Source organism: Marinobacter sp. LM1 (assembly GCF_042763285.1).
Taxonomy (GTDB): Bacteria; Pseudomonadota; Gammaproteobacteria; order Pseudomonadales; family Oleiphilaceae; genus Marinobacter; species Marinobacter nauticus.
Map to the genome: position 1 here is coordinate 3174842 of NZ_CP114373.1, position 20390 is coordinate 3195231.

Sequence of the window (20390 nt, forward strand, 5' to 3'; positions counted from 1 at the left end):
GCGCCTGGGCAGGCATGCTCGGCTCCTGACCGTCAAACGCTAACGTTTGAAGCGGGTTTCCAGCACGACGGCTGAATTGGTTCGTTCGACGCCTTCGAGATTGCCGATGTCGTCCAGCACCTTACTTAACTCCTCCAGAGTACGGGCCTGGACAATCGCTATAAGGTCATATTCCCCGCTCACGGCAAATAACTGTGCCACCTGGCTGATACGCTCCAGTTCCGTGTTGGTTCGGGCGGTCAGCTTCTGCCGGACCTTGATAGACACGTGGGCTTCCACCTGCCCTTGCAGATAATCCCCTCCCAGAATCACTGAATAGCCGCGAATGACGCCGCTGGCCTCCAGCCTGGCAATGCGATTCTGAATCGTTGATCGGGACACGTGCAGTGCTTTGGCCAGTTCGGTCACACTCGTACGGGCATTGCGCCGGAGCAGAGCAAGCAGTTTCTGATCGCGACTTTCTGTCATTTTGATCCCCAAACTTATCATTTCAACAAAACAATAGATCATTTCGAACATTCTGACACTGCAAACCGGCGGCTTACGCACTCATACTGATAAAAAACAATTTTGAGGTGCCGCCATGATTATTCGCCCGGTTCGTCATGACGACCTGAACGATCTGTACGAGATAGCCTGCGAGTCCGGCCCGGGATTTACTTCCCTGATGCCGGACAAAGACCGGCTATCCCGAAAAATTGAGGGCTCAATTCGCAGCTTCCGCTCACAGGCCGTCGACCACAGCGAACAACGCTACCTGTTTGTGCTTGAAGAGGAGACTTCCGGGCAGATCATGGGCACAACCGGCATTACCTCTGGAACCGGCCGGTCGCAACCGCTTTACCATTTTCGCCACAGCACCCTCACTCATCACTCCAGAGAGTTGGGGCTACGGCGCTCCGTGGGCGCGCTCACCCGCTGCGTGCACTACCGGAACTGTACGGAGTTCTGCTCACTGTATCTGCGCCCGGCTTTTCGCCGCGCCAATGCCGGCAAATTACTCTCCAAAGTCCGCTTCGCCTTTATCGCCCAACATCTGGACCGCTTTCCGAACCTGGCCATTGCCCAGATGCGGGGTGTGGCCGATGAACTCGGCCAGTCGCCCTTCTGGGACTGGCTGCGGGATCACTTTATTGATCTGGAGTTCAGCCATGTCACGCAACTGGCGGGTGCTGGTTCACTGGACTTCGTCGAGGACCTGATGCCTTCATTACCTCTCTATACTCATTTAATGAGCAATCCGGCCCGGGCTGTCATCGGTCAGGTGCATCCGGACACCAGGCCCGCGCTGGCCATGCTCAAGGCAGAGGGGTTCCGCCATCGGGGAATGGTGGATCTGTTCGACGCCGGCCCCACCGTTGAATGCCGGACAGATGACATCCGCAGTGTCCGGGAAGCTGCACTGATGTCGGCAGAGATCAGCACAACCGGAAACCAACACCTTACAGACACAGGCCGCCCGGTGCTTGTGACTAATACCGGGCTCGAGGGCTTTCGCGCGATGGTTGTGAATACAGACACTCACGCCCTGGCCAGCGGCCGGATCGAGCTTTCAACCAAGCAAGCCGATGCGCTGGACCTCAGTGTGGGCGCATCAGTACGAGCCCTGCCCCTGGGCCAGCAAGCCATTCCGGCGGCCTCAATCCATGTCACAGATTCTGCGGAGGTTCACTATGCACTCTGACGTCGACACCCTGTTTCGCGCGCTCTGGGAAGACTACCGGGCCGTAACACCTTCGGCAGACCGCATTCATGCCCTGCTGGCCGAGCGCGAGAACACCGCCATCGTCAATGATCATATCGCCCTGAGAACCTTCAACCCGGCGCCGGTGGGTCTGGACGCCCTGGCTGCGCATTTCCTGGCTTTAGGTTACCAACCCTGTGGCGAATACCATTTTGAAGCCAAGAAGCTCTACGCCCGGCATTACGAGCACCCGGACCCGGAGGTGCCAAAAGTGTTTATCTCCGAACTGCTGGTCGAACAATGCTCAGACCAGCTGCAAGCGGTAGTGCAGGGTCTGGTAGACCAGATCGACCCGAAAAGGGTACAGGCTGATGACTTTCTCTACTCAGGCCGACACTGGAATCTGGATTACTCAACCTATCGACAGTTGCTTGAGGAAAGTGAATACGCCGGCTGGCTGGCAGCCTGGGGCTATCGCGCCAACCACTTTACCGTGAGCATAAACCACCTGGACACGATTCACTCGGTACCAGACATCAACACGCTGCTGAAAGAACAGGGTTTTTCCGTGAATGCCAGTGGTGGAGAAGTGAAAGGTTCACCGCAGGACTGCCTGGAACAGTCGTCCACTATGGCCGACCGTGTTACCGCGCACTTTACCGACCAGGACGCAGTCATTCCGAGCTGCTTTTACGAATTTGCCAAGCGCTACCCAATGGCCAACGGCAAACTCTATAGCGGTTTTGTTGCCGCCTCCGCCGATCGGATTTTCGAGAGCACCCATAGTTAAACCAGGGAAGGCTTAAGGCCAGCCTTCCTCACCCAGCAGCGGGACAAAGCGTACATCGCCGTAGCTCGCCTGCTCATACTCGGAATCCGACAGCCGGGTGATGCAGAGCAGTTGCTGAAGGCCGCCCTCTGTGCCCACCGGAATCACCAGCCGCCCGCCGACCGCCAGTTGTTGCTTGAGGGCCGCTGGCACCGCAGGGGCTCCGGCAGCCACGCAGATGCCATCAAATGGTGCTGCCTCTGGCCAGCCTAACGTACCGTCTGCGCATTTCACATGCACCTGGGTGAAGCCTGTTCGGTCCAGATTTTTGCGCGCCTGGGCCGCCAGTTCCGGAATACGCTCAATGGAAAAAACTTCCAGAGCGAGACTGGCCAGGACGGCGGCGGCGTAGCCCGAACCAGTGCCAATATCGAGCACTCGCTCGCGGCCCTTTAGACACAGAGCTTCTGCCATCAGGGCAACGATGTAAGGCTGAGAAATGGTCTGACCCTGGCCAATGGGTACCGGGTGGTCCTCATAAGCCTCGAAGCGCAGATGTTCGGGAACAAACTGCTCTCTGGGCACACGCTCCATGGCCTCCAGCACCCGTCCATCGGAAATACCCCGAGGCACCAGCTGGCACCGGACCATGGCCCGTCGCATATCACTCAGATCCTGTCCGTCTTTGTTCATAAGGTGTCCCTCCTCATGCTTACCTGTCGTTACAAAGGCATAACTTTTTTACAACAGTGCGAACACCCGGGACTGACTACTTTTTAACCACAGGTTACTCCTGATGCCGACACAGGAGAACCAGACAACAACAAAAAGATCAGGGCCCATAAACCGGCCCGAATGGAGCGCAGACCATGTCAACATCCGTGGATCATCTTCAGGAACGTACCCAGGACGCCAGCGACCTGCTAACGGACATCGTACCCTCGGCCATTACGCTCGCCACCATGCTACGCCACCGGAAAATGGCGGCCTGGTTGCGGGAAGAATTTGATGGCTACACCGACAAGGACAAGGCCCCGCCCTACCGACGCGACCTGCCCGGTCACATTGTTGCAAAATCACCCCAGTACGGCTGGATTCCAGCGCCGGTGGATGAGCGCCAGACCGCGGAATACGGTCACCTGGACCTTCCGGAGGGCATCAAGTCCCTGGAGCAGGTGTGCCTGAACTGCAAGAAAGGCAATGGTCATCGGGCGTTGCTGGACAAAGACGACATGGCCCATGTGCAAAAGCAAATCAACCTCAAGGCGGAACTGGCGATCAATCTCAGCCGTGAAGTTTACTGCCGCCTGCTGCGCACCATCCGCTCGGCGATCTACCTGTGGACAGAGTCCCTGGCCGACGCCGGCATGACCGGGGAACACAATCATTACAGCCCGGAAGAACGTAAGACCGTGGAGCACCTGGACACCCCTGAGGCTTTCTGGCGCCAGGCCATGGAACAGGTGGATGAACTGCCCGTGCCCGATGTCAGGGAACTGGGTTTCCTTGAACGTATGTTTGGGCGCGCTGGCTAAGCCCCAGCCATTGCCGCCCGCAGCCTCGGGCGGCAGAAGCCAACCGCGCTTTGCCCCTACCGGGATTGAACGATCAGGCTATACTGCCGTCAGATAGACTGCCCAGGCATTACGGACACCGCAGGGACAGCCTTTGATCGTACACCGCAATAGAGGCGCAGAATGCAGGAAGCTCGTTACCCACTCACCCTGTACTGGCTTCTCCTGGCTCTGGTGTTTGCGGTTCCGGCCAGGGCCCAGGGCAATGATGGACTGATCAACCGCATTGAAGCCCTGCAGGCTGGTTACCCGGTATCGGTGCTGGAATCCCGGCTATATGCCAAGGAAGCGCTGACGCGATTCTACGAAGCCAGAGGGTACACGCTGGCCTGGGAGGACCCAAGCAATCGCAGGGAATTGCTCGAAGCCATCAGGGAAGTGGCCGGTGACGGCCTCAACCCCGGCGACTACCACTACGACACCCTTGCAGCACTCGCCCTGAAAGACCTGAATGACAGTGCCGAGGAATTACAGACCGACCTTGACCTTGTACTCTCGGATGCCTTCCTGCTACTGGCGTCCCACCTGCACCACGGCAAGGTCAACCCCACAACCATCCATGCGGAATGGACCGCCAACCGCCAGCAAAGGGAGATGCAGTCGGTCTTGGCCGAAGCCCTGGCCAGCGGCACCGTCTACACCACCCTGCAGGATCTGAAACCCCGCTCTGCGGCCTACCATCAACTGGTACAACGACGTAAAGCGCTGGGTGAGCTGATCAGCGCAGACTGGCCGGCTATCGTTTCGGGACCAAGTATCCGACCAGGCGATACCGATAACCGCATACCCGACATTCGTCGCCGCCTGGCAATGCTGGGCGACCTCTCCGGCGACTCGCCAGAAGCCTCGAATCACCAACACTACGACGACGCCCTGGCCACTGCGATCCCCTTATTCCAGGCCCGACACGGCCTGGAACCAGATGGAATCGTCGGCCGGGACACTCTGACAGCGCTGAACCTGTTGCCCCTGGAACGGATATACCGCCTGGACGCCAACCTGGAACGGTGGCGGTGGTTACCGGAATCCCTGGGAGAAACCTATGTCGTCGTTAACATCGCCGGTTTTGAGCTGGTGCTCGTAGAGAGCGGCGAGCAGGTCCATCGCCAACGGGTAATTGTTGGCAGGCCATACCGGCAGACGCCAGTATTCAGCGATCGCATTCGCTACCTGGTTTTCAATCCGACCTGGACGGTACCCCGGAAGCTGATGATCGAAGACCAGCTACCGATCATACGGTCAGATCCGGAGTATCTGGAGCGCCTGGGCTTCAAGGTTTTCAGAGGCTGGGGCGCAAACCAGAGCGAAGTCGATCCAGCAGAAATCGACTGGACGAAACTCTCGAAGAACAACTTTCCCTACCAGCTGATTCAGCAGCCCGGCCCCCAGAATGCGCTGGGCCAGGTCAAATTCATGTTCCCGAACCAGTACGATATCTACCTCCACGATACCCCGGCGCAATCGTTGTTCAGTCGGCTGGAGCGAACCCTGAGCTCCGGCTGCATCCGTCTGGAACGCCCCTTTGAGCTGGCCGAACGATTGCTGGCAAACACCAACGGATGGAACAAAAAGCGAATTGAGCAGACCCTGGCAACCGCCGAACCGGCAACCGTAGTGCTATCGGAACCGGTGCCTGTGTACCTGCAATACTGGACCACCTGGATTGATCCGGCCGGCGTTCTCCAGTTCCGGAACGATGTGTATGATCGTGACCGCCGTTTGCTGCAGGCACTGCGTGCAGATTCTGAGGGTAAAGCGTCACTGACACCAAGGAGCCTCTGATGAGACTGAAGCTTACAATGCTGGCGATCTCGGCCATCGTACTGTCCGGATGCCAGAACCTTCCGAACGCAAAGGAAGGGGCCAACCGTAATGTTGTTTTTCTCAAGGCCACACACTGTCTGGAGGAACCCGTCGGCGACCAGGATCGTATTCATTTTGGCCCCTGCCTGAAGATTACCGACATCAATGGAGAAGCGCCGACCGTGCGCAGCGACGGCTTTATTGAGCTGCCCGTTGCCCGGCCTGTAACCCTCGGTACCAGCTGTGTCTACCGCCATGCCGATGGCACTCCGATTCCTGCAACCGTGGGCACCGCAGAGTTTCAGGTGGACAGCACCACGTTTCCGGAAGGCGGCCAGCGTTGGTACCTGCATGCCCACGAGCAGGCACGAGGTGTCGTTGGCTGTCAGCCAACACTCTCCACGTCGGTGTTTCCGACCCGAAAAACGGACTGAAAAGAACTCTATTGCGGCGATGGCCAAATGACGGGGCCGTTACCATCCCTCCACAAAACCCGCTGAAAATTGCGTACCTGGAAGCCCTGTGCCACGGTTAAAAAGCAACCCTTGAAAGGAGGACACGAAATGCTCTATTGGGCTATTGTTTGTCTCGTAATTGCAGTGATCGCAGGTATTCTGGGTTTTGGCGGTATTGCAGGCACAGCAGCCGGCTTCGCGAAGATACTGTTTTTCGTCTTTCTGGTGCTTCTGGTGGTGTCGCTGGTCGTTAACGCCCTGCGCGGTAAGGGGCCAAAGGTATAGCATCAGCGATTTAACGGTCGTGGCCCTCCAGTAACCACGAGGGCCACCCCGGCTACCGCCACCACTCCCCCGGCAATGGCCAACGGCCCCAACCGCTCATTGAACAGAATAAAGGCTTCCAGAGCCGTTACCGGTGGCACCAGATAAAACAGACTGGCCACCTGCGAAGCCGCACCACGACGAATAAGCCACATCAAAATCAGAATGGCACTTACCGACAGCCCGAACACCAGCCATCCCAGCGCCAGACTGAATTGCACTGTCCATTCGATGTGCCGGGTCTCCAGCGTAAAAGCACCAATCGCGAAGAACGCTGCAGCCGCTGTGTACTGAATCATGGTGCCAGATATCAGGTCCACTCCGGTTCCGAAGCGCTTCTGATAGACCGTACCCAGGGAAATGCCGATCAACGACAAGCCTGCCCACAGAATGGTGACCGGTGAAAAACTACCGCCATTGGCACCGCTGCCCAACTTTTCCGCCAGCACCAACGCCACTCCGGCCAGCCCCATGACCAGCCCCAGCCACTGCCTGCCAGCAACCGACTCCCGCAGAATCAGAACGGCTGCCAGCGCTGTTACCAGCGGTTGCAAGCCAACAATCAGTGAGACCAGGCCCGAGGGCATGCCCTGATCGATGGCATAGAACACCCCGCCCAGATAGGTTCCCTGCACCAACAACCCGGTAATCGCCAGATGCCCGGCCCCACGCCAGCCCGGCCAACGGGATTTCATGGCCACGGCGAGAATAGCCAACGGCACCAGCGTCAGCAGCATACGGATCAGCAGCAGGGTAAAGGGTTCCGCATAAGGCAGACCATACTTGGCGCCAATGAACCCGGTGCTCCACAACCAGACAAACAGGGCGGGCACAAAAAAGGAGTAATAGATCGGTGGCATAAGTCCTGGCAGAGGCTGGAAAAAGAGCCTCGACTATACCCGGCCAATCAGGCCGGGAACAGGTACAGCCTTGCCATTACAGAGCCACAGTCACCCTATGGGGCGGTGAGCATTGTCTGAAGCTTCTGGGTAAACTCCACCGCTTCGCAACCAAGCGGCGTCAGGTAACCACCATCCTTCTGGCTTATCAGCCCCTTGGCAAACAAGGATTCCGCCGCGCGCAGCGTTTCCGGCGCCGCACTGTGAGCGTGCACCTTGATGCCCTCCTGAGTAGAGGCGGACGGAAACTGCAGCAACAGGTTCAGCTCAGCAAGGTGGTTTGGAGAGAACGGCATAAAAGCTCCTTATCGTCAGCGTTCTCTGCAGTTTAGCCCAAACAGTCGTGGACCGAAGCGGAATCACAAAGAAATTGATCCAGATGCATAGTTTGCCTGACTATCCTATGGTTATTGTCTTCAAAGGCCCGATCTCTGCCTGTCACCGACACAGAAAAACGGCAACACGGACACGTTGATCATGGATAACACACCAGCTCAGACCACCGACAATGCACCTCGCTCGCTGCGCCATCTGAGCGTCTACCTGGCCACACTGGTCAAAGGCAGGCTTTGGCTTAAAGTGCTCATTGGCATGGGGCTTGGTCTGGTGGTGGGCACACTGCTTGGTCCTTCGGTCGGCCTGGTCGAACCGGAAACAGGCACCTTGATCGGCAACTGGCTGGCGTTTCCGGGGCAACTCTTCCTCGCCACTATACAGATGATCGTCATACCACTGGTGATTGCCTCGGTGGTGCGAGGACTGGCCGCCAGCGACAACCTGGAACAACTCCGGAAAATGGGGACCCGGGTTACCCTGTTTTTTGTCATTACAACCGCCATTGCGGCCACCATCGGGCTCTGGGTGGGCGGCCTGGTTAACCCGGGGGATCTGATGACCGGGCTGACCACACCGCCAGCCGATGCCGCGCCGGTGGCCGCCGACATCCCCGGCCTGGACGCCCTCCCCCAGACACTGATTGGACTTCTGCCCGGTAACCCCCTGGACGCCATGGTGGAAGGGCAGATGCTGCAGGTGGTGATTTTCTCCATCATCATCGGCGTTGCGCTGGTGAGTATGTCGGGCGACAAAGCCAAACCGATGCTGGACCTGCTCGATTCACTGCAGCAAATCTGCATGACCGTGGTTCGCTGGGCCATGCGCCTTGCGCCCTATGCCGTGTTTGGCCTGATGGCGCAACTCACAACTACCCTGGGTTTTCGTGCCATGATTGGCATGGCCTCCTATGTGGCAACGGTGCTGTTCGGCCTCGCCGTCCTGATGGGGTTTTATCTGGTCATTCTCAAACTGCTGGCAGGTGTACGGCCACTGCAGTTCCTGAGGGATACCCGTGATGTCTTGCTGCTGGCATTCTCAACCTCCAGCTCCGCCGCTGTCATGCCCCTGTCTATCCGTACCGCAGAGGACAAACTGGGAGTGCGCCCCTCGGTTTCCCAGTTTGTAGTCCCCCTGGGCGCCACCATCAACATGAATGGCACTGCGCTTTATCAGGCCGTCGCGACCGTTTTCCTGGCCCAGGTCTACGGCATCGACCTCAGTGTTGGCAGTATGGCCCTGGTGGTCGCCATGGCAGTGGGTGCCTCCATAGGGTCGCCGGCTACCCCGGGGGTTGGCATTGTCATTCTGGCAATGGTACTGCAATCGGTGGGTGTACCAGCCGCAGGTATTGCCTTGATCATGGGCGTGGACCGAATTCTGGATATGTGCCGAACCGCCATCAATGTGACCGGCGACCTGGTTGCCTGCCGGCTGCTGGAGAACTGGTCGGGCAAGCGAATTCCGCCGCCGGCCGGACCGAGTGCTGTCGATGCCTGAAGACAACGGCCAGTTTGTGACCCCATGAACAATCGGTATCATGAAGGCACGAAACTCCTACACTTGAACGGCCATCTACCGCGATAATAGACGTAGTGTGTCATTCAGAAACTATGCTTCGGGTTCTTGATGAATTTCAGCGGTACATCCCTGACGACTAGAGTCACCATTGCCCTTGTCACCGGACTCCTTCTCGCGGCAGCGACGGCCCATGCCGACAGCATCAAACGCATCGTGCATCCGGACGGACGGGTGGAATTCACCAATGTGAAAAGCAAAAGCCAGCCACGAGCCTCCACCAAGAGTGAAACCGTGTATCGTTACACCGACGAGCACGGTGTCGTGGCCTACAGCAGTCAGCGCCCGGGCAACGCCGACTTCGATGTTATCCGCTTCCACTGCTACGCCTGTGACCCGGAATCCAGCGTCGACTGGCACAAAACGCCATTGTTCCTGAGCCCCTATCGCAGTGAAATCCAGACCGCGGCAGCTGAATTCAATGTTGACCCGGCCCTGGTGCGAGCCGTTATCCATGCCGAATCTGCGTTCAACCCCAAGGCCATTTCACCGGTCGGTGCCCAGGGACTGATGCAGCTGATGCCGGGGACGGCACAGGAACTGGGCGTAAAAGACCCACTGGAGGCCAGCGAAAACATCCGCGGCGGTGTCGACTATCTGGCCAAAATGCTCAAACGCTTTAATGGCGACACTCGCCTGGCGACCGCCGCCTATAACGCCGGCCCCGGCGCCGTTGGCCGCTACAGGGGCATTCCGCCTTACGCGGAAACCAAAGCCTACGTGGAACGTGTAGGTATCCTGCACCAGCGCTACGCCGCCAACTGATGGGCACCATCATCAAACGGCCCGATATCAAGGGCGATATCGTGCATGTCGCCAACGACCGCTACGGCAATATTCTTGTGATTGATGATCGCAAACACCGGATTCTCAGTTTTGATTCCGTGTTTGAGCAAAGCAAAATTCTGCGTCGGGCACCCCATGTTCCCGTCCACGAATACAGCCGTGCCATGCTGCTGCCCATTGCCTTCGCCAGGCCCGACCACATCACTGTGCTTGGTTTGGGCGCAGGCGTCGTCGCCCACGGCATACACCGCCTGTTACCCGACAGTCAGGTTCATGTGGTGGAGTTGCGTCAAAAGGTGTTCGAGACCGCACGGGACTGGTTCTCGTTCCCGCAACATGAGCGCCTTCATGTCACCGTCGCTGATGCCTGGCACACACTGGAAACGCTTCCGGTGGCCAGCACCGCCATGATTGTCACGGATCTGTACAGCGCAGACCGGATGTCGCCCCTTCAAGCGCAACGCCGGTTCATCAAGGCCTGTGCCCGGGCACTCCAACCTGACGGCTGGCTCGTTCTTAACTATCACCGCATGCCGGAGCCGGACGGTAACCTGCTGCGCGAGCTGAAACGCCAGTTCCCGTGTCTGCTCACCTTCAAAAGCAAAACCAACAACTGGGTTATCTATGGCTGTAATCGGGCGTTTGATCCCTGGCAGATACCCGACTCAGTCCTCGAGGCATTGGAAGAACAACTGCCGGTTGGATGGCCCGCGCTGATGAAAAAAATCCGGGTCTTATAAAATCCGCCCTGCCGACCACGAAAAATCTTACTCCGTTTTACATTTTTTTATGTAATTGCCGGTAATTGTTCATAGTTTTCAGGCTAAACTCTGCGTCTCTCTACATTCTCTCTTACTCATGTAAAGGAACAAAGCATGGCATTTGAGTACGGAGCTCAAAAACTCAACATCCGGAATCCATTCCGGTTCGAAGGGCTGGTCCGGTCCATTCGTGGTGCAATTCTGCTGGCGATTGGCGTCTATCTCCTGTTTCAGATTCAACCCCTGCTTGGTCCCGACAAACCCAGGGCCTGGGTTAACCTGTTGATCGGCGGCCTGTTTGTAACGGGCGGGTTGAAGGCGCTGGGCGGAGGCCTGTTCCAGGTCATGCGTTTCTTCGTGGGCCGCGCCGCGCCGGCCTCACTGGCCAAAAACGTTGCCCGTGAAGCCGTGAACGAACGCGAGCCGACCCTGTATAACTCCAAAATGCTCCACAACATGCTCATGAGCAAGAGCAACCCGACCTTTATCGAGCCCACCGGCTGGTTCGCCCGGGCGGTTCACTCGGTCTTTCCCAACCTGATTGTCACCCCCTGGCCAATTCGCAACGTCGCTCAGAATCTGGCCATGAAACTGACCAAGAGCTTCGTGGCCACCGCCGCCTTTCTGGTGGCCAGCCTGGTGGTCACCATGGTGTTCTCGGGCACCGAAGGCGCGGATGTTGGCAGCACGGTTATCTCACTGATCCTGCAAGCGTCATTGCTGGTTTACCTGGGACTGTTGTGGGTCAAACTCGGTAACCCGCTGTCCCGCAGTAACATGACCACTCTGGGCCAGACCACCAGCAAGGGACTGGCGCTGGTGATCATCGGTGCCATCGCGGTACCCATACTGACTGCCCAGGGCTGGCTTAGCTTCTGGGACAGTCTGCACGTCAGTGCCCGCCAGGATTTGGCCGGCCTGATGCCCCTGCTTGAACCGGTTTTCCGTACCGGGTCCCTGCTGACCCTGACTATCGTCTGTGCTCTGGCGACAGCGGCCATTGCGGTGGTTTTGATCAAAGCACGCATTGGCATGGTGCCCATCGCAACCAGCAGCTCTGAACTCAATAACAGCTGGCGATTCGATCTGCACCCACGCCAGATTTTCACGACGCTGCGCGACCTGGTGTTGATGCAAAAACGTCAGCAGGAGCTGCCGAACCGGGTATATCTGGACAGCAACGACACCGGTGATGCCAACCGGGAGAATGAGCAGTTCAACGGCGACCTTCTGGTCGAGATACAGCCTGTTGTCGAAGACCGCGAAGAGCCAAAATCCCTGCGCTGGGCCCGGGCAAGCGGAACCATCGCTGGCCAGATACTCCTGTTGGCGGGTGCCCTGCTGCTCTGGCTGGGTGCCGATCGCGTGATGGACCATGTTTACGCTCTGGATCAGCTTCGCACTACCCGGCTCGATGTCGACCAGGCATTGAACCTGCTGTTCGTCCCCGCGGGCGCCACTGCCGCCATCCTGCTTGCCAGCTTGCTATTGCTCGGCTTCGGCCGGACACTGTCCAGAATCTGCCATCTGTTCTGGGCCGAGATCTTCTTCAAGTCCAACCTGTTCGATATGCACTGTGAAGGCACGGTGATGCGGGCAACTCATTACCGCGGCGCCGACCGTCACAGTGCGTCCAGTGAACAGGATGTATTCAGTTTCGACGCCACCTACTTCGCTCTGGCAACTGAAGCGGTCAGCTCAACGTTTGCAGTCTCTGGCCAGCAAAACCTGGAGCAGCCGAGGTATCTGCTGTCCCTGTCGCCATGCGATGGATTCATCAACAGCGTGGTTGGCGACCTGGAAGACCAGTTCCGTCGCCGCAACGACGAAATAAAGAGCGAAAAGCAGGCCGACCGGGAACAGCGGCTCGACTATATCCGCCAGGAGCAGGAAGCGCGCAGAACCGGGGATATGGCTGCCCAGGGCCTGGTTGCACCAGAGCAACGGGCATCACTGGAATCAGACGTGGTGTCAGATCAGGACCGTGAGAAGATTGCCCGCTGGGAGGGCGACACAGCCGATAGCTGATGGCAAATCAGACAGCACACCAGGAGCTCTTCGGAGCTCCTTTTTTGTCGGGCACAACATGAAGCTCTTACGGATACTCACCAATCAGAACGGTATTAGCCGCCGACAGGCCAAGGCCCTGCTCGCCGCCGGCCGTGTTCATGTTGATGGCGAGCGCTGCCATGATCCGGACCTTGACATCCCGCGGTTTCGTGAAGTGTGCGTTGACCAGCGAATCATCCAGAGCGCGGCCCCTTCGTATTACCTGATGCTGAATAAACCATCGGGCTATCTGAGCGCCACCCGGGATGACCAGCATCCCACCGTTATGGAACTGATTGACCCATTGCTTCGGCCGCATGTGCACATCGCAGGGCGACTGGACAGGGCAAGCACCGGACTATTGATCCTCACCAGTGACGGGGTCTGGAGCCGACGGCTGACCGAACCGGCGGTTAAAATCCCCAAGGTATACCGGGTAACCACGGCTTACGCCATCTCACCGGAGACAGAGGATCGGTTCAGGGAAGGCATCTGGTTCGAGTACGAACAACTCAGAACCTCGCCCGCGTCGCTGGAGCCATTAGGAGAGCGGGAAGTGCGGCTGACGATCTACGAGGGTCGCTATCATCAGGTAAAACGCATGTTTCACGCCGTGGGCAACCGGGTGACCTCATTGCACAGGGAAAGCATGGGCGGGCTGACTGTGGATGGGCTAGAGCCTGGCAGCTACCGCCATCTCAGCGCACAAGAGGTCAGCTCAATCGGCTGACCTCTTGCCATATCATCAGGCGCGGCTGAGGAATTTGCGCTCTTCCACGTTCACGCGAATTCGGTCACCCGTGGAAATGTGCTCAGGAACCTGTACCACCAGGCCTGTGGTCAGGCGGGCGGGTTTGGTTCTGGCGGTTGCCGAGCCACCCTTGATGGACGGATCGGTTTCCTCAATGGTCAGTTCCACAGTAGGCGGCAAATCGATAGCCACCGGGTTTTCGCTGACCAGAATCACCATTACCCCCTGGGTGTCCTCGGTAATGAACAGCAACTCATCCTCAATGGCACTGCGGTTGAGCATGTACTGAGTAAAGTCTTCTGTATCCATGAACACATACTCATCACCATCAGCGTAGGAGAAGGTCGCTTCCCGGCGCACCAGATCCGCCAGATTGAGCATGTCCGAGTCCTTGAAGGTCTCATCCAGTTTCTGGTTAGTGACCACGTCGTACATGCGCATCCGGTAAAGGCTGCCTCCGGCACGGCCCTGGGGCACGGAGCGTTCGATATCCTTCACAAAATAGACACGGCCTTCGTATTCAACCGCCTGATTCTTTTTGATTTCACTTGCTTTAGGCATGACATCCGGTTCCAGAATAGTTAGTCATCACGGGCGCTGGTATACCACGACTGGCGGCAATATGCGATAGCCCTCAGCCACTCGCTTTCGACAATTCATCCCGGGTCCGCAAACGCCCCTCACGACGAATCTGTGCCTTGGCATAACGACGCTTCTGGTCCTCGGTTTCCGGGATTATCTGGGGCACCTCCACCGGTTTGCCGTGTTCATCGAGTGCCACAAAGGTAAAGAAGGCAGACAGAATATGGCGGGTCTCGCCGGTATAGCTGTTCTCGGCCTCCACTTTCGCACCGATCTCCATGGAGGAGCCCCAACTGCGGTTCAGCGACAGATTGAACAACAAGGTGTCATTGCCTTTGGCGGGAGCACGAAAATGAATGGAATCCACCGCCGCCGTCACACAGACATGGGCTGAGTGCCGCTCGGCGACCACCAGTGCCAGGCGATCGCACTTCGCCATGATCATGCCCCCGAACACCGTATTATGGGAGTTCATGTCATTCGGAAACACTTTATACACATGCTTTTCAATAGCTGAAGCAGAAACAGCTTTTGCAGGTTTATCGGTCATGAAACGGTCATTCCTTTGTGTGTTTACCCACACTTTCTGTGGATAACTTTGTTAGCAAGGCAAGGACATGCGATCACAGGCGGCATAAACACTGCGTTTGCGATCCCTGCGGTTAATTTGATCAGATATACTGCACGTTTTAATGACAACAACAAAGCGAACATTACCCCCGAAAGGATTCACATACCGGAAAGGAGTTTCCCATGATCATCTGCGGCCCTATCGTACGCCACTCCAACCGTGCCGAGCTCAATCTATGGCTGGTTTTAGACCAGCGCCCCGAGAACATTCAACTGAATACCTACCTGGATGATGCCAGATCATCATCCGTTACCAGCCACTGCAACGCCGAATTCATACAAGCAGGCGATAACTGCTATATCTGCATGCTGTCGACGGACCTTCCCCTCGACAACGCCGAGCCTTATCACCAAACCAATGAGCTCTTCTACGAAATAGTACTGGATGGCGAGCCCTTTGGAGACAGCCAGCTGCTCGCGACACTTTGCCCTGGCACGGACAAACTGCCCAGTGTTTACCTGCCCCGGGAACACCGGCATTTCATTCAGGCATCCTGCCGGCGTCCTCACTCCCCGGGACAAGACAAAAAGCCGGACCAACTCGCCCGGGGCGCCCGTTTGCTGGCGGAGAATCTGCGCAAGGAGAGCCGGCCAAGCCAGCTATTTCTGACCGGCGACCAGATTTACGCCGACGATGTGTCACCCTTGCTGTTGGATTATCTGGGCAAGCTACAGAAACACCTCGGACTGCCCGATGATCTGAAGAACCTGCCGGCGGGCAAAGACCTGCACCGGCTGTCGAAACTGGATGATCGGCATTGGGTAACCCGAAGCCCCTACGGATTCAGCTCCAGTGCCAAAAGCTCCCACCTGCTGACCCGGGCCGAATACCTGAGCATGTACCTGTTTGCCTTCTCAGGCGCCGGACACCAGTTTGGCCTGGACTTCGCGGGCCACGACGAACTCAAGCCACGGCTTGCCAAACAGCCTGCCAATACCCGGGATGGCCGGAACCCGCCGGTGCAATATGTCTACACGGAGAGACAACTCGCAGAAGACCACCGTAATCTGTCTGGCTTTGCACATCTGGCCCGCTCGGAGGTCCGCCAACTGCTCGCCAACACGGTGACCTACATGATCTTTGATGACCATGAAGTCACCGACGACTGGAACATCTCGAAACAGAACGCCCGGCAACTGAGCACCACGCCCATTGGCCGGTACGTGCTGATCAACGCTCTGCAGACTTACTTTCTCTGCCAGCACTGGGGCAATGAGCCCTCTCTGGTGAAGTCCGAAGTGGCAAAACTCAAAACGCTTCTCGAACAGGATACGCCAGCCGACCACAAAGACTGGGACTGGTTGCTTGAGCGGTACTGGGGCTACGAACTGGAACAGACACCTCCGGTGGCGGTGCTGGATACCCGCACGCACCGGGAATTCAGCAAGCGAGGCAAACACTCCCTTGGCCTGATGTCTGATCAGCAGATCCAGCAACTGGGCCAGCGACTCTCCGGGTTTCATCAGTGTCGCACGCTGATTGTGGTCTCACCGACCCCCACCTACGGGTTCAGTCATATCGAATACCTGCAGCTGAATTTTCCCATGTTCAAACGCACTCTGGACCGGGAACCCTGGAGTGCGGACACGGCATCGCTCGAGGCTCTGAAATCATCCTGCTGTCAGTTACCCGGTGTTGAGCATGTGGTGGTTTTCTCTGGCGACGTACACTACGCCTTTGCCCGAAGACGTCAAACCAGCCAGGGGCCCGTTCTCTGGCAGATCTGCAGCAGCGCCTGCAACAACGTACCCATGGGTGAGAATATCGGCTTGAGGGCCATCAACAGGATCGGAGAGTTACTGGGCAAAAACCAGGAAAGCTACCTGCTGCCGGAAGACAGCGACTTCTTCCTGACCAGTGACCGCAATATCGGCACCTTGATGCTTGACGATCAAGGCTGCCCGGTCCAGGCGGGATTGCTGTGTGCGGGAGAAAACGGCAGTTACCAGAAGCGTTACGATCTGGTGAACTACCGGGAAACCAACTGAAGCGACAGGAGCCACCAGACAGGTGGCCCCGGCAGGGATCAGCCCAGTACGTCGAAGTGGGCTGCATCCTGCTCAATGCACCAGTCCAGCTTCTCCAGATAAGCGGCCTTGGTTTTGAGCTTGGTTTGCTTGTGGGCGCGCATGTTCAGTTGCTTCATTTGCGTTGCCACCGCTTTGGCGCGCTCCGCCAACTGTTCCGGCGCCACAATTTCATCCAGGAAGCCGGCCGCGATAGCCGTTTCCGGGTTAAAGATCTCAGCGTTAACCACCGAGCGGTAGAAGTAAGGGGCCGGCATACGATGGCGCGCAATCTCAATGCCCGCATGGTGCATGGTCATACCAATGGCCACTTCATTCAGGCCCAGCTTGAAGCCACCCTCTACCCCGATTCGATAATCCACTGAAAGCAGAACGAACGCGCCCTTGGCGATGGCGTGGCCACTGCAGGCGGCAATAACCGGCAGCGGAAATGCAGCCAGACGACGGGTAAACGTAGAGCCCACCTTAACCAGCGCCATGGCCTCTTTCGGGCCTTTCTGCATTTCCTTGAGATCATAGCCGCCGGAAAACATTCCCGGCTGGCCAGTGAGAATGACAATGGCCTTATCCTGCTCTGCCTGGTCCAGCGCGGCATTCAGCGCGTCAAATACCTCATGGCTCAGAGCATTAGCCTTGCCATTGTTCACGGTAATGGTGGCAATGCCGTCGTTCAGTTCGTAAGTTACGAGTTCTGTCACCTGGATTTCCTCATCTACTGCCAGAATTAAGTGAGTGTTTGTTAACTGTATAGCGAACACCGCTCATGGGCAACGCCAAAATCCTGATCAACGGCCTCAGGCTTCTGACGCCTTCCCGGAGCCGGAGGTTCGCCGGTACATCCACGCCAGGCCAAGCAGCGCCAGCCCCAGCCCCATAAAGGCAGCAACCCGCCACAGCCCCTGCAGCCCGGCCATATCCACCAGAAAGATCTTGCCGATGACCAGGCCAAGCAGAATCATTCCTGCCTTGTGCAGCAGTTCGCTCTGGTTACGTGTGGACCAAAGGATCGCGGCAATCGAGTAGAGCATACCAATCACCGAGTAGGTATAGAGCTCGCCCTCCCCCATTCCACTGGACAGAGTCATCGCACTGCCCTGCCACAGATGCCGTATTTCGAGCAAAGTGAACAACCCGAAAGCCACGGCGGCCGCACAAAGAGCCCAGCGAACGGGCACAAGATCGGAGTATCGAGCGCTGGCCAGAGCCAGAAGGACCGGCGCGCCATACGCCAGCAACAGCAGATTGAATACCGGAGTACTGCCAATTACGCCGTCGGTCCACCAGGGGTTGTGCACCACGGCAACAACGAGATAACTCAGAACAGCGATCACCGTCAGTGCCCGCGCCAGCAACCGGTAAAGCCACCCCAGCGTTCCCGCGACCCTGGACCTGAAAACGTAGACGATGCTCAAAGCGCCCCAGAGCACGGTATTGATTGACGCCTCGGTGACGCCATATTCCCGCGCAAAGATATCACCGTTGTATAGCCAGTAACGAAGCTCCACGCCCAGGAACAGTACCAGCAGATGCAAGGTGACAGCTTCCAGCCAGGGCCGAATGACCTCCTTTCTGGCCAGCCAGGTAGCAGCGCCGGCAAACAGCGTGGCCCCTCCGTAGGTCCAAAGGGACCAATGCCCACCCGCATCGTAGCTCTGCAACCATGGATTGAAGGTCAGTCTCGCCACCACAATGGCCAGTAATACCTTGAGAATCAGGAACAGCTCGGGCGCCTGGTATCGGCGTCCAAGCCAGACCAGGCTGACGAACTGAGTGGCCAGTGCCAATGTCATTGACGCTTCCTGCAACCACATGGCAACCGCCATGGAATAGCACGCGTGGGCAGCCAGTATCGCCCAGACCAGGCCAACGCGATAACCTGGCGAGTGCTCCAACCGCCAGGCAACGACACCATAGACCGCCGCCGCCAGGAGCGCGACCAACGCCCAGCTGCCTGCAGCCTGCCCGCCCTGAACAAGCAACCAACCCAGTAACAGCCAGATAACGGGCGCCAGCATCGCCAGCGACGCCCACCGCCTCAGCTCCAGCTGCGTCCGCCACTGCCAGAGGACGCTCAATACCACCAGCACAGTGGCAAGAATCAGATAGGTGATGAAGGGCTGATGGAAACTCTGTGCCAACGGCCTGAACAGAACGTCCTGACTCAGATCGGCAGAATAGAAAAGCCAGCCGGCAAACGTGGCCAACACAGTGGCCCAGGGCAAAAACCACAGTCGCTGCCGGCTTTGGGGCAACAATACGGCGACCGGCAGCATCCATAGCCACGCCAGAAAAGCGGGATCATCCGTCGATTGCCAAGCAATAGACGCACCCCAGGCCAACAATGTTGCCAGCAAGGCGTCTCTTCGGCGCTGCAGGGGAAGCAGGCCATCTCCAGGCAAGACCGAAAACAACAGGAAAAGCACGGGAAGATAACAGGACACCGCCAGGCCGTGGCGTCCACTAACGGCAACCAGAAGCCACCAGAGTCCAGCGCCGGCCAGGGTGCCAAACCAAAGCCAGGGACGGTAGACATACTGCATCAACAGCAGGGAGCTGACGGTGATCACAACGCTGTAACTCAGCACAAAGACCGCACTGCCGCCTTCACCCCCGACCAGCAGCGGCACCAGATAGGCACCCGATAGCCCCATAATGGCCAGTAATGGGCCATGCACAAGCGCCAGAAACATGGTCGCGAGGGAAACCAGTGCCAGTGCGAAAAGCGCCGGTACGGGCCCGATCAATCCATAATGATGAACGCCCGCCAACAAGGCTGCATAGAGTGTGACACTGCCACCGCCGGTCAGTGCTGCAAAGACCTGATCCGAACCCATGTGACGCCGACGAAGATATTCCGCGCCTGCATGCAGCCCCAACCCGGTCAACAACGCCATCAGCAACTGATGCACTGGTCCGATAAGTCCGGCGGAAATCGAATGGCTCACCATAAAGATCCCGGCAAGACTGACACTCAGCGCGCCAATCCAGACCATCCAGTTGGCTTTGAATGCCGCCACGCCACGGGATACCAGAGCATCCGACCGATTCACGGGAACGGCAATTGCTGTGTCTTCCGCGACCGGCTCCCGAGATGTCTCTGCGTCTGTCGTTTCTGCCACCGAACTTGCTGGCTCCCGCACGTACCCGACATCCGCCGGCACATCCGGGGTGGCCGGCGTCACCGGATCCGGCAGAGAAACCCCGGTATCGCGAAGCCTGGAAACCTCTGCCCGGAGGTCGGCGACTTCCAGAGCCAGATCCTCGACCCGGGAGGCGTGACGGTCTCTTTGCCGGAACGCCAGAAAGCCCAGAAGTGAGCCCACAGGCACCAGCAGCACGCCAGCTCCGATAACGAGAAAGAGTAATGCTTCCAATGGACGTTTC

At 57.8% G+C, this 20390-nt stretch carries 20 protein-coding genes; 12 read left to right on the forward strand and 8 right to left on the reverse strand.

Annotated elements, in window-relative coordinates; all coding sequences use genetic code 11:
- Positions 1 to 39: 39 nt before the first annotated feature.
- Entirely contained in the window at positions 40 to 468 is a 429-nt protein-coding gene (locus OZ656_RS14805; RefSeq protein ID WP_031211329.1) for an Lrp/AsnC family transcriptional regulator, read from the reverse strand.
- Between the two features lie 115 nt (positions 469 to 583).
- On the opposite strand from OZ656_RS14805, the gene OZ656_RS14810 reads away from it, so the two are divergent.
- Together OZ656_RS14810 and OZ656_RS14815 are read left to right on the forward strand one after the other, a co-directional pair.
- Positions 584 to 1684: an arginine N-succinyltransferase gene (locus OZ656_RS14810; protein ID WP_199452387.1), complete on the forward strand. Its 1101-nt coding sequence runs from the start codon at positions 584 to 586 to the stop codon at positions 1682 to 1684.
- A complete protein-coding gene (locus OZ656_RS14815) occupies positions 1674 to 2474 on the forward strand; it encodes a DUF1338 domain-containing protein (protein ID WP_199452388.1) in 801 nt (266 codons plus the stop codon). Before OZ656_RS14810 ends, OZ656_RS14815 begins: the two co-directional genes overlap by 11 nt.
- Before the next feature lie 12 nt (positions 2475 to 2486).
- Here OZ656_RS14815 and OZ656_RS14820 read toward each other — a convergent pair whose 3' ends face one another.
- Positions 2487 to 3146: a protein-L-isoaspartate(D-aspartate) O-methyltransferase gene (locus OZ656_RS14820; RefSeq protein WP_023009156.1), complete on the reverse strand. Its 660-nt coding sequence runs from the start codon at positions 3144 to 3146 to the stop codon at positions 2487 to 2489.
- Positions 3147 to 3322: 176 nt separating this feature from the next.
- Here OZ656_RS14820 and OZ656_RS14825 point away from each other — a divergent pair, with 176 nt between their 5' ends.
- The 4 genes from OZ656_RS14825 to OZ656_RS14840 all read left to right on the forward strand — a co-directional run bounded on the left by OZ656_RS14825 (position 3323) and on the right by OZ656_RS14840 (position 6570).
- On the forward strand, positions 3323 to 3988 hold the full coding sequence (locus tag OZ656_RS14825; RefSeq protein WP_023009157.1) for a hypothetical protein: 666 nt from the start codon (positions 3323 to 3325) through the stop codon (positions 3986 to 3988).
- Positions 3989 to 4150: 162 nt separating this feature from the next.
- Positions 4151 to 5809 (forward strand): murein L,D-transpeptidase, encoded by a 1659-nt coding sequence (locus OZ656_RS14830; RefSeq protein WP_199452389.1) that lies wholly within the window; start codon positions 4151 to 4153, stop codon positions 5807 to 5809.
- Complete coding sequence (locus OZ656_RS14835; protein WP_199452390.1) at positions 5809 to 6264, forward strand: hypothetical protein; 456 nt, start codon at positions 5809 to 5811, stop codon at positions 6262 to 6264. The genes OZ656_RS14830 and OZ656_RS14835 overlap by 1 nt, the downstream gene beginning before the upstream one ends.
- A 129-nt stretch (positions 6265 to 6393) precedes the next feature.
- Positions 6394 to 6570 carry a DUF1328 domain-containing protein gene (locus OZ656_RS14840; RefSeq protein WP_011786343.1) on the forward strand — a complete coding sequence of 59 codons (177 nt, stop codon included), beginning with the start codon at positions 6394 to 6396 and terminating at the stop codon, positions 6568 to 6570.
- A 2-nt stretch (positions 6571 to 6572) separates the two neighbouring features.
- Here the strand turns inward: OZ656_RS14840 and OZ656_RS14845 are convergent, their stop codons facing one another.
- Both OZ656_RS14845 and OZ656_RS14850 read right to left on the reverse strand, forming a co-directional pair.
- A complete protein-coding gene (locus OZ656_RS14845; protein ID WP_011786344.1) occupies positions 6573 to 7469 on the reverse strand; it encodes a DMT family transporter in 897 nt (298 codons plus the stop codon).
- 95 nt (positions 7470 to 7564) lie between these two features.
- Positions 7565 to 7804 (reverse strand): TIGR02647 family protein, encoded by a 240-nt coding sequence (locus OZ656_RS14850; protein ID WP_011786345.1) that lies wholly within the window; start codon positions 7802 to 7804, stop codon positions 7565 to 7567.
- 181 nt (positions 7805 to 7985) lie between these two features.
- Here OZ656_RS14850 and OZ656_RS14855 point away from each other — a divergent pair, with 181 nt between their 5' ends.
- The 5 genes from OZ656_RS14855 to OZ656_RS14875 all read left to right on the forward strand — a co-directional run bounded on the left by OZ656_RS14855 (position 7986) and on the right by OZ656_RS14875 (position 13745).
- A complete protein-coding gene (locus OZ656_RS14855) occupies positions 7986 to 9341 on the forward strand; it encodes a dicarboxylate/amino acid:cation symporter (protein WP_114434135.1) in 1356 nt (451 codons plus the stop codon).
- Positions 9342 to 9470: 129 nt separating this feature from the next.
- Positions 9471 to 10184: a lytic transglycosylase domain-containing protein gene (locus OZ656_RS14860; RefSeq protein WP_011786347.1), complete on the forward strand. Its 714-nt coding sequence runs from the start codon at positions 9471 to 9473 to the stop codon at positions 10182 to 10184.
- Positions 10184 to 10945 carry a methyltransferase gene (locus OZ656_RS14865; protein ID WP_278350314.1) on the forward strand — a complete coding sequence of 254 codons (762 nt, stop codon included), beginning with the start codon at positions 10184 to 10186 and terminating at the stop codon, positions 10943 to 10945. Before OZ656_RS14860 ends, OZ656_RS14865 begins: the two co-directional genes overlap by 1 nt.
- Before the next feature lie 135 nt (positions 10946 to 11080).
- Positions 11081 to 12994, forward strand: a complete 1914-nt coding sequence (locus OZ656_RS14870; RefSeq protein ID WP_379944688.1) for a hypothetical protein — start codon at positions 11081 to 11083, stop codon at positions 12992 to 12994.
- A 58-nt stretch (positions 12995 to 13052) separates the two neighbouring features.
- Complete coding sequence (locus OZ656_RS14875; protein WP_011786350.1) at positions 13053 to 13745, forward strand: pseudouridine synthase; 693 nt, start codon at positions 13053 to 13055, stop codon at positions 13743 to 13745.
- 15 nt (positions 13746 to 13760) lie between these two features.
- Here the strand turns inward: OZ656_RS14875 and yeiP are convergent, their stop codons facing one another.
- Positions 13761 to 14327, reverse strand: a complete 567-nt coding sequence (gene yeiP / locus OZ656_RS14880) for an elongation factor P-like protein YeiP (protein ID WP_011786351.1) — start codon at positions 14325 to 14327, stop codon at positions 13761 to 13763.
- Between the two features lie 73 nt (positions 14328 to 14400).
- Positions 14401 to 14898: an acyl-CoA thioesterase gene (locus OZ656_RS14885; RefSeq protein ID WP_278350316.1), complete on the reverse strand. Its 498-nt coding sequence runs from the start codon at positions 14896 to 14898 to the stop codon at positions 14401 to 14403.
- A 203-nt stretch (positions 14899 to 15101) separates the two neighbouring features.
- On the opposite strand from OZ656_RS14885, the gene OZ656_RS14890 reads away from it, so the two are divergent.
- On the forward strand, positions 15102 to 16967 hold the full coding sequence (locus tag OZ656_RS14890) for an alkaline phosphatase D family protein (RefSeq protein ID WP_379944689.1): 1866 nt from the start codon (positions 15102 to 15104) through the stop codon (positions 16965 to 16967).
- Between the two features lie 38 nt (positions 16968 to 17005).
- Here the strand turns inward: OZ656_RS14890 and OZ656_RS14895 are convergent, their stop codons facing one another.
- Positions 17006 to 17704 carry a crotonase/enoyl-CoA hydratase family protein gene (locus OZ656_RS14895; protein WP_022991508.1) on the reverse strand — a complete coding sequence of 233 codons (699 nt, stop codon included), beginning with the start codon at positions 17702 to 17704 and terminating at the stop codon, positions 17006 to 17008.
- Between the two features lie 96 nt (positions 17705 to 17800).
- Entirely contained in the window at positions 17801 to 20380 is a 2580-nt protein-coding gene (locus tag OZ656_RS14900) for a DUF2339 domain-containing protein (protein WP_278350318.1), read from the reverse strand.
- Positions 20381 to 20390: the final 10 nt, after the last annotated feature.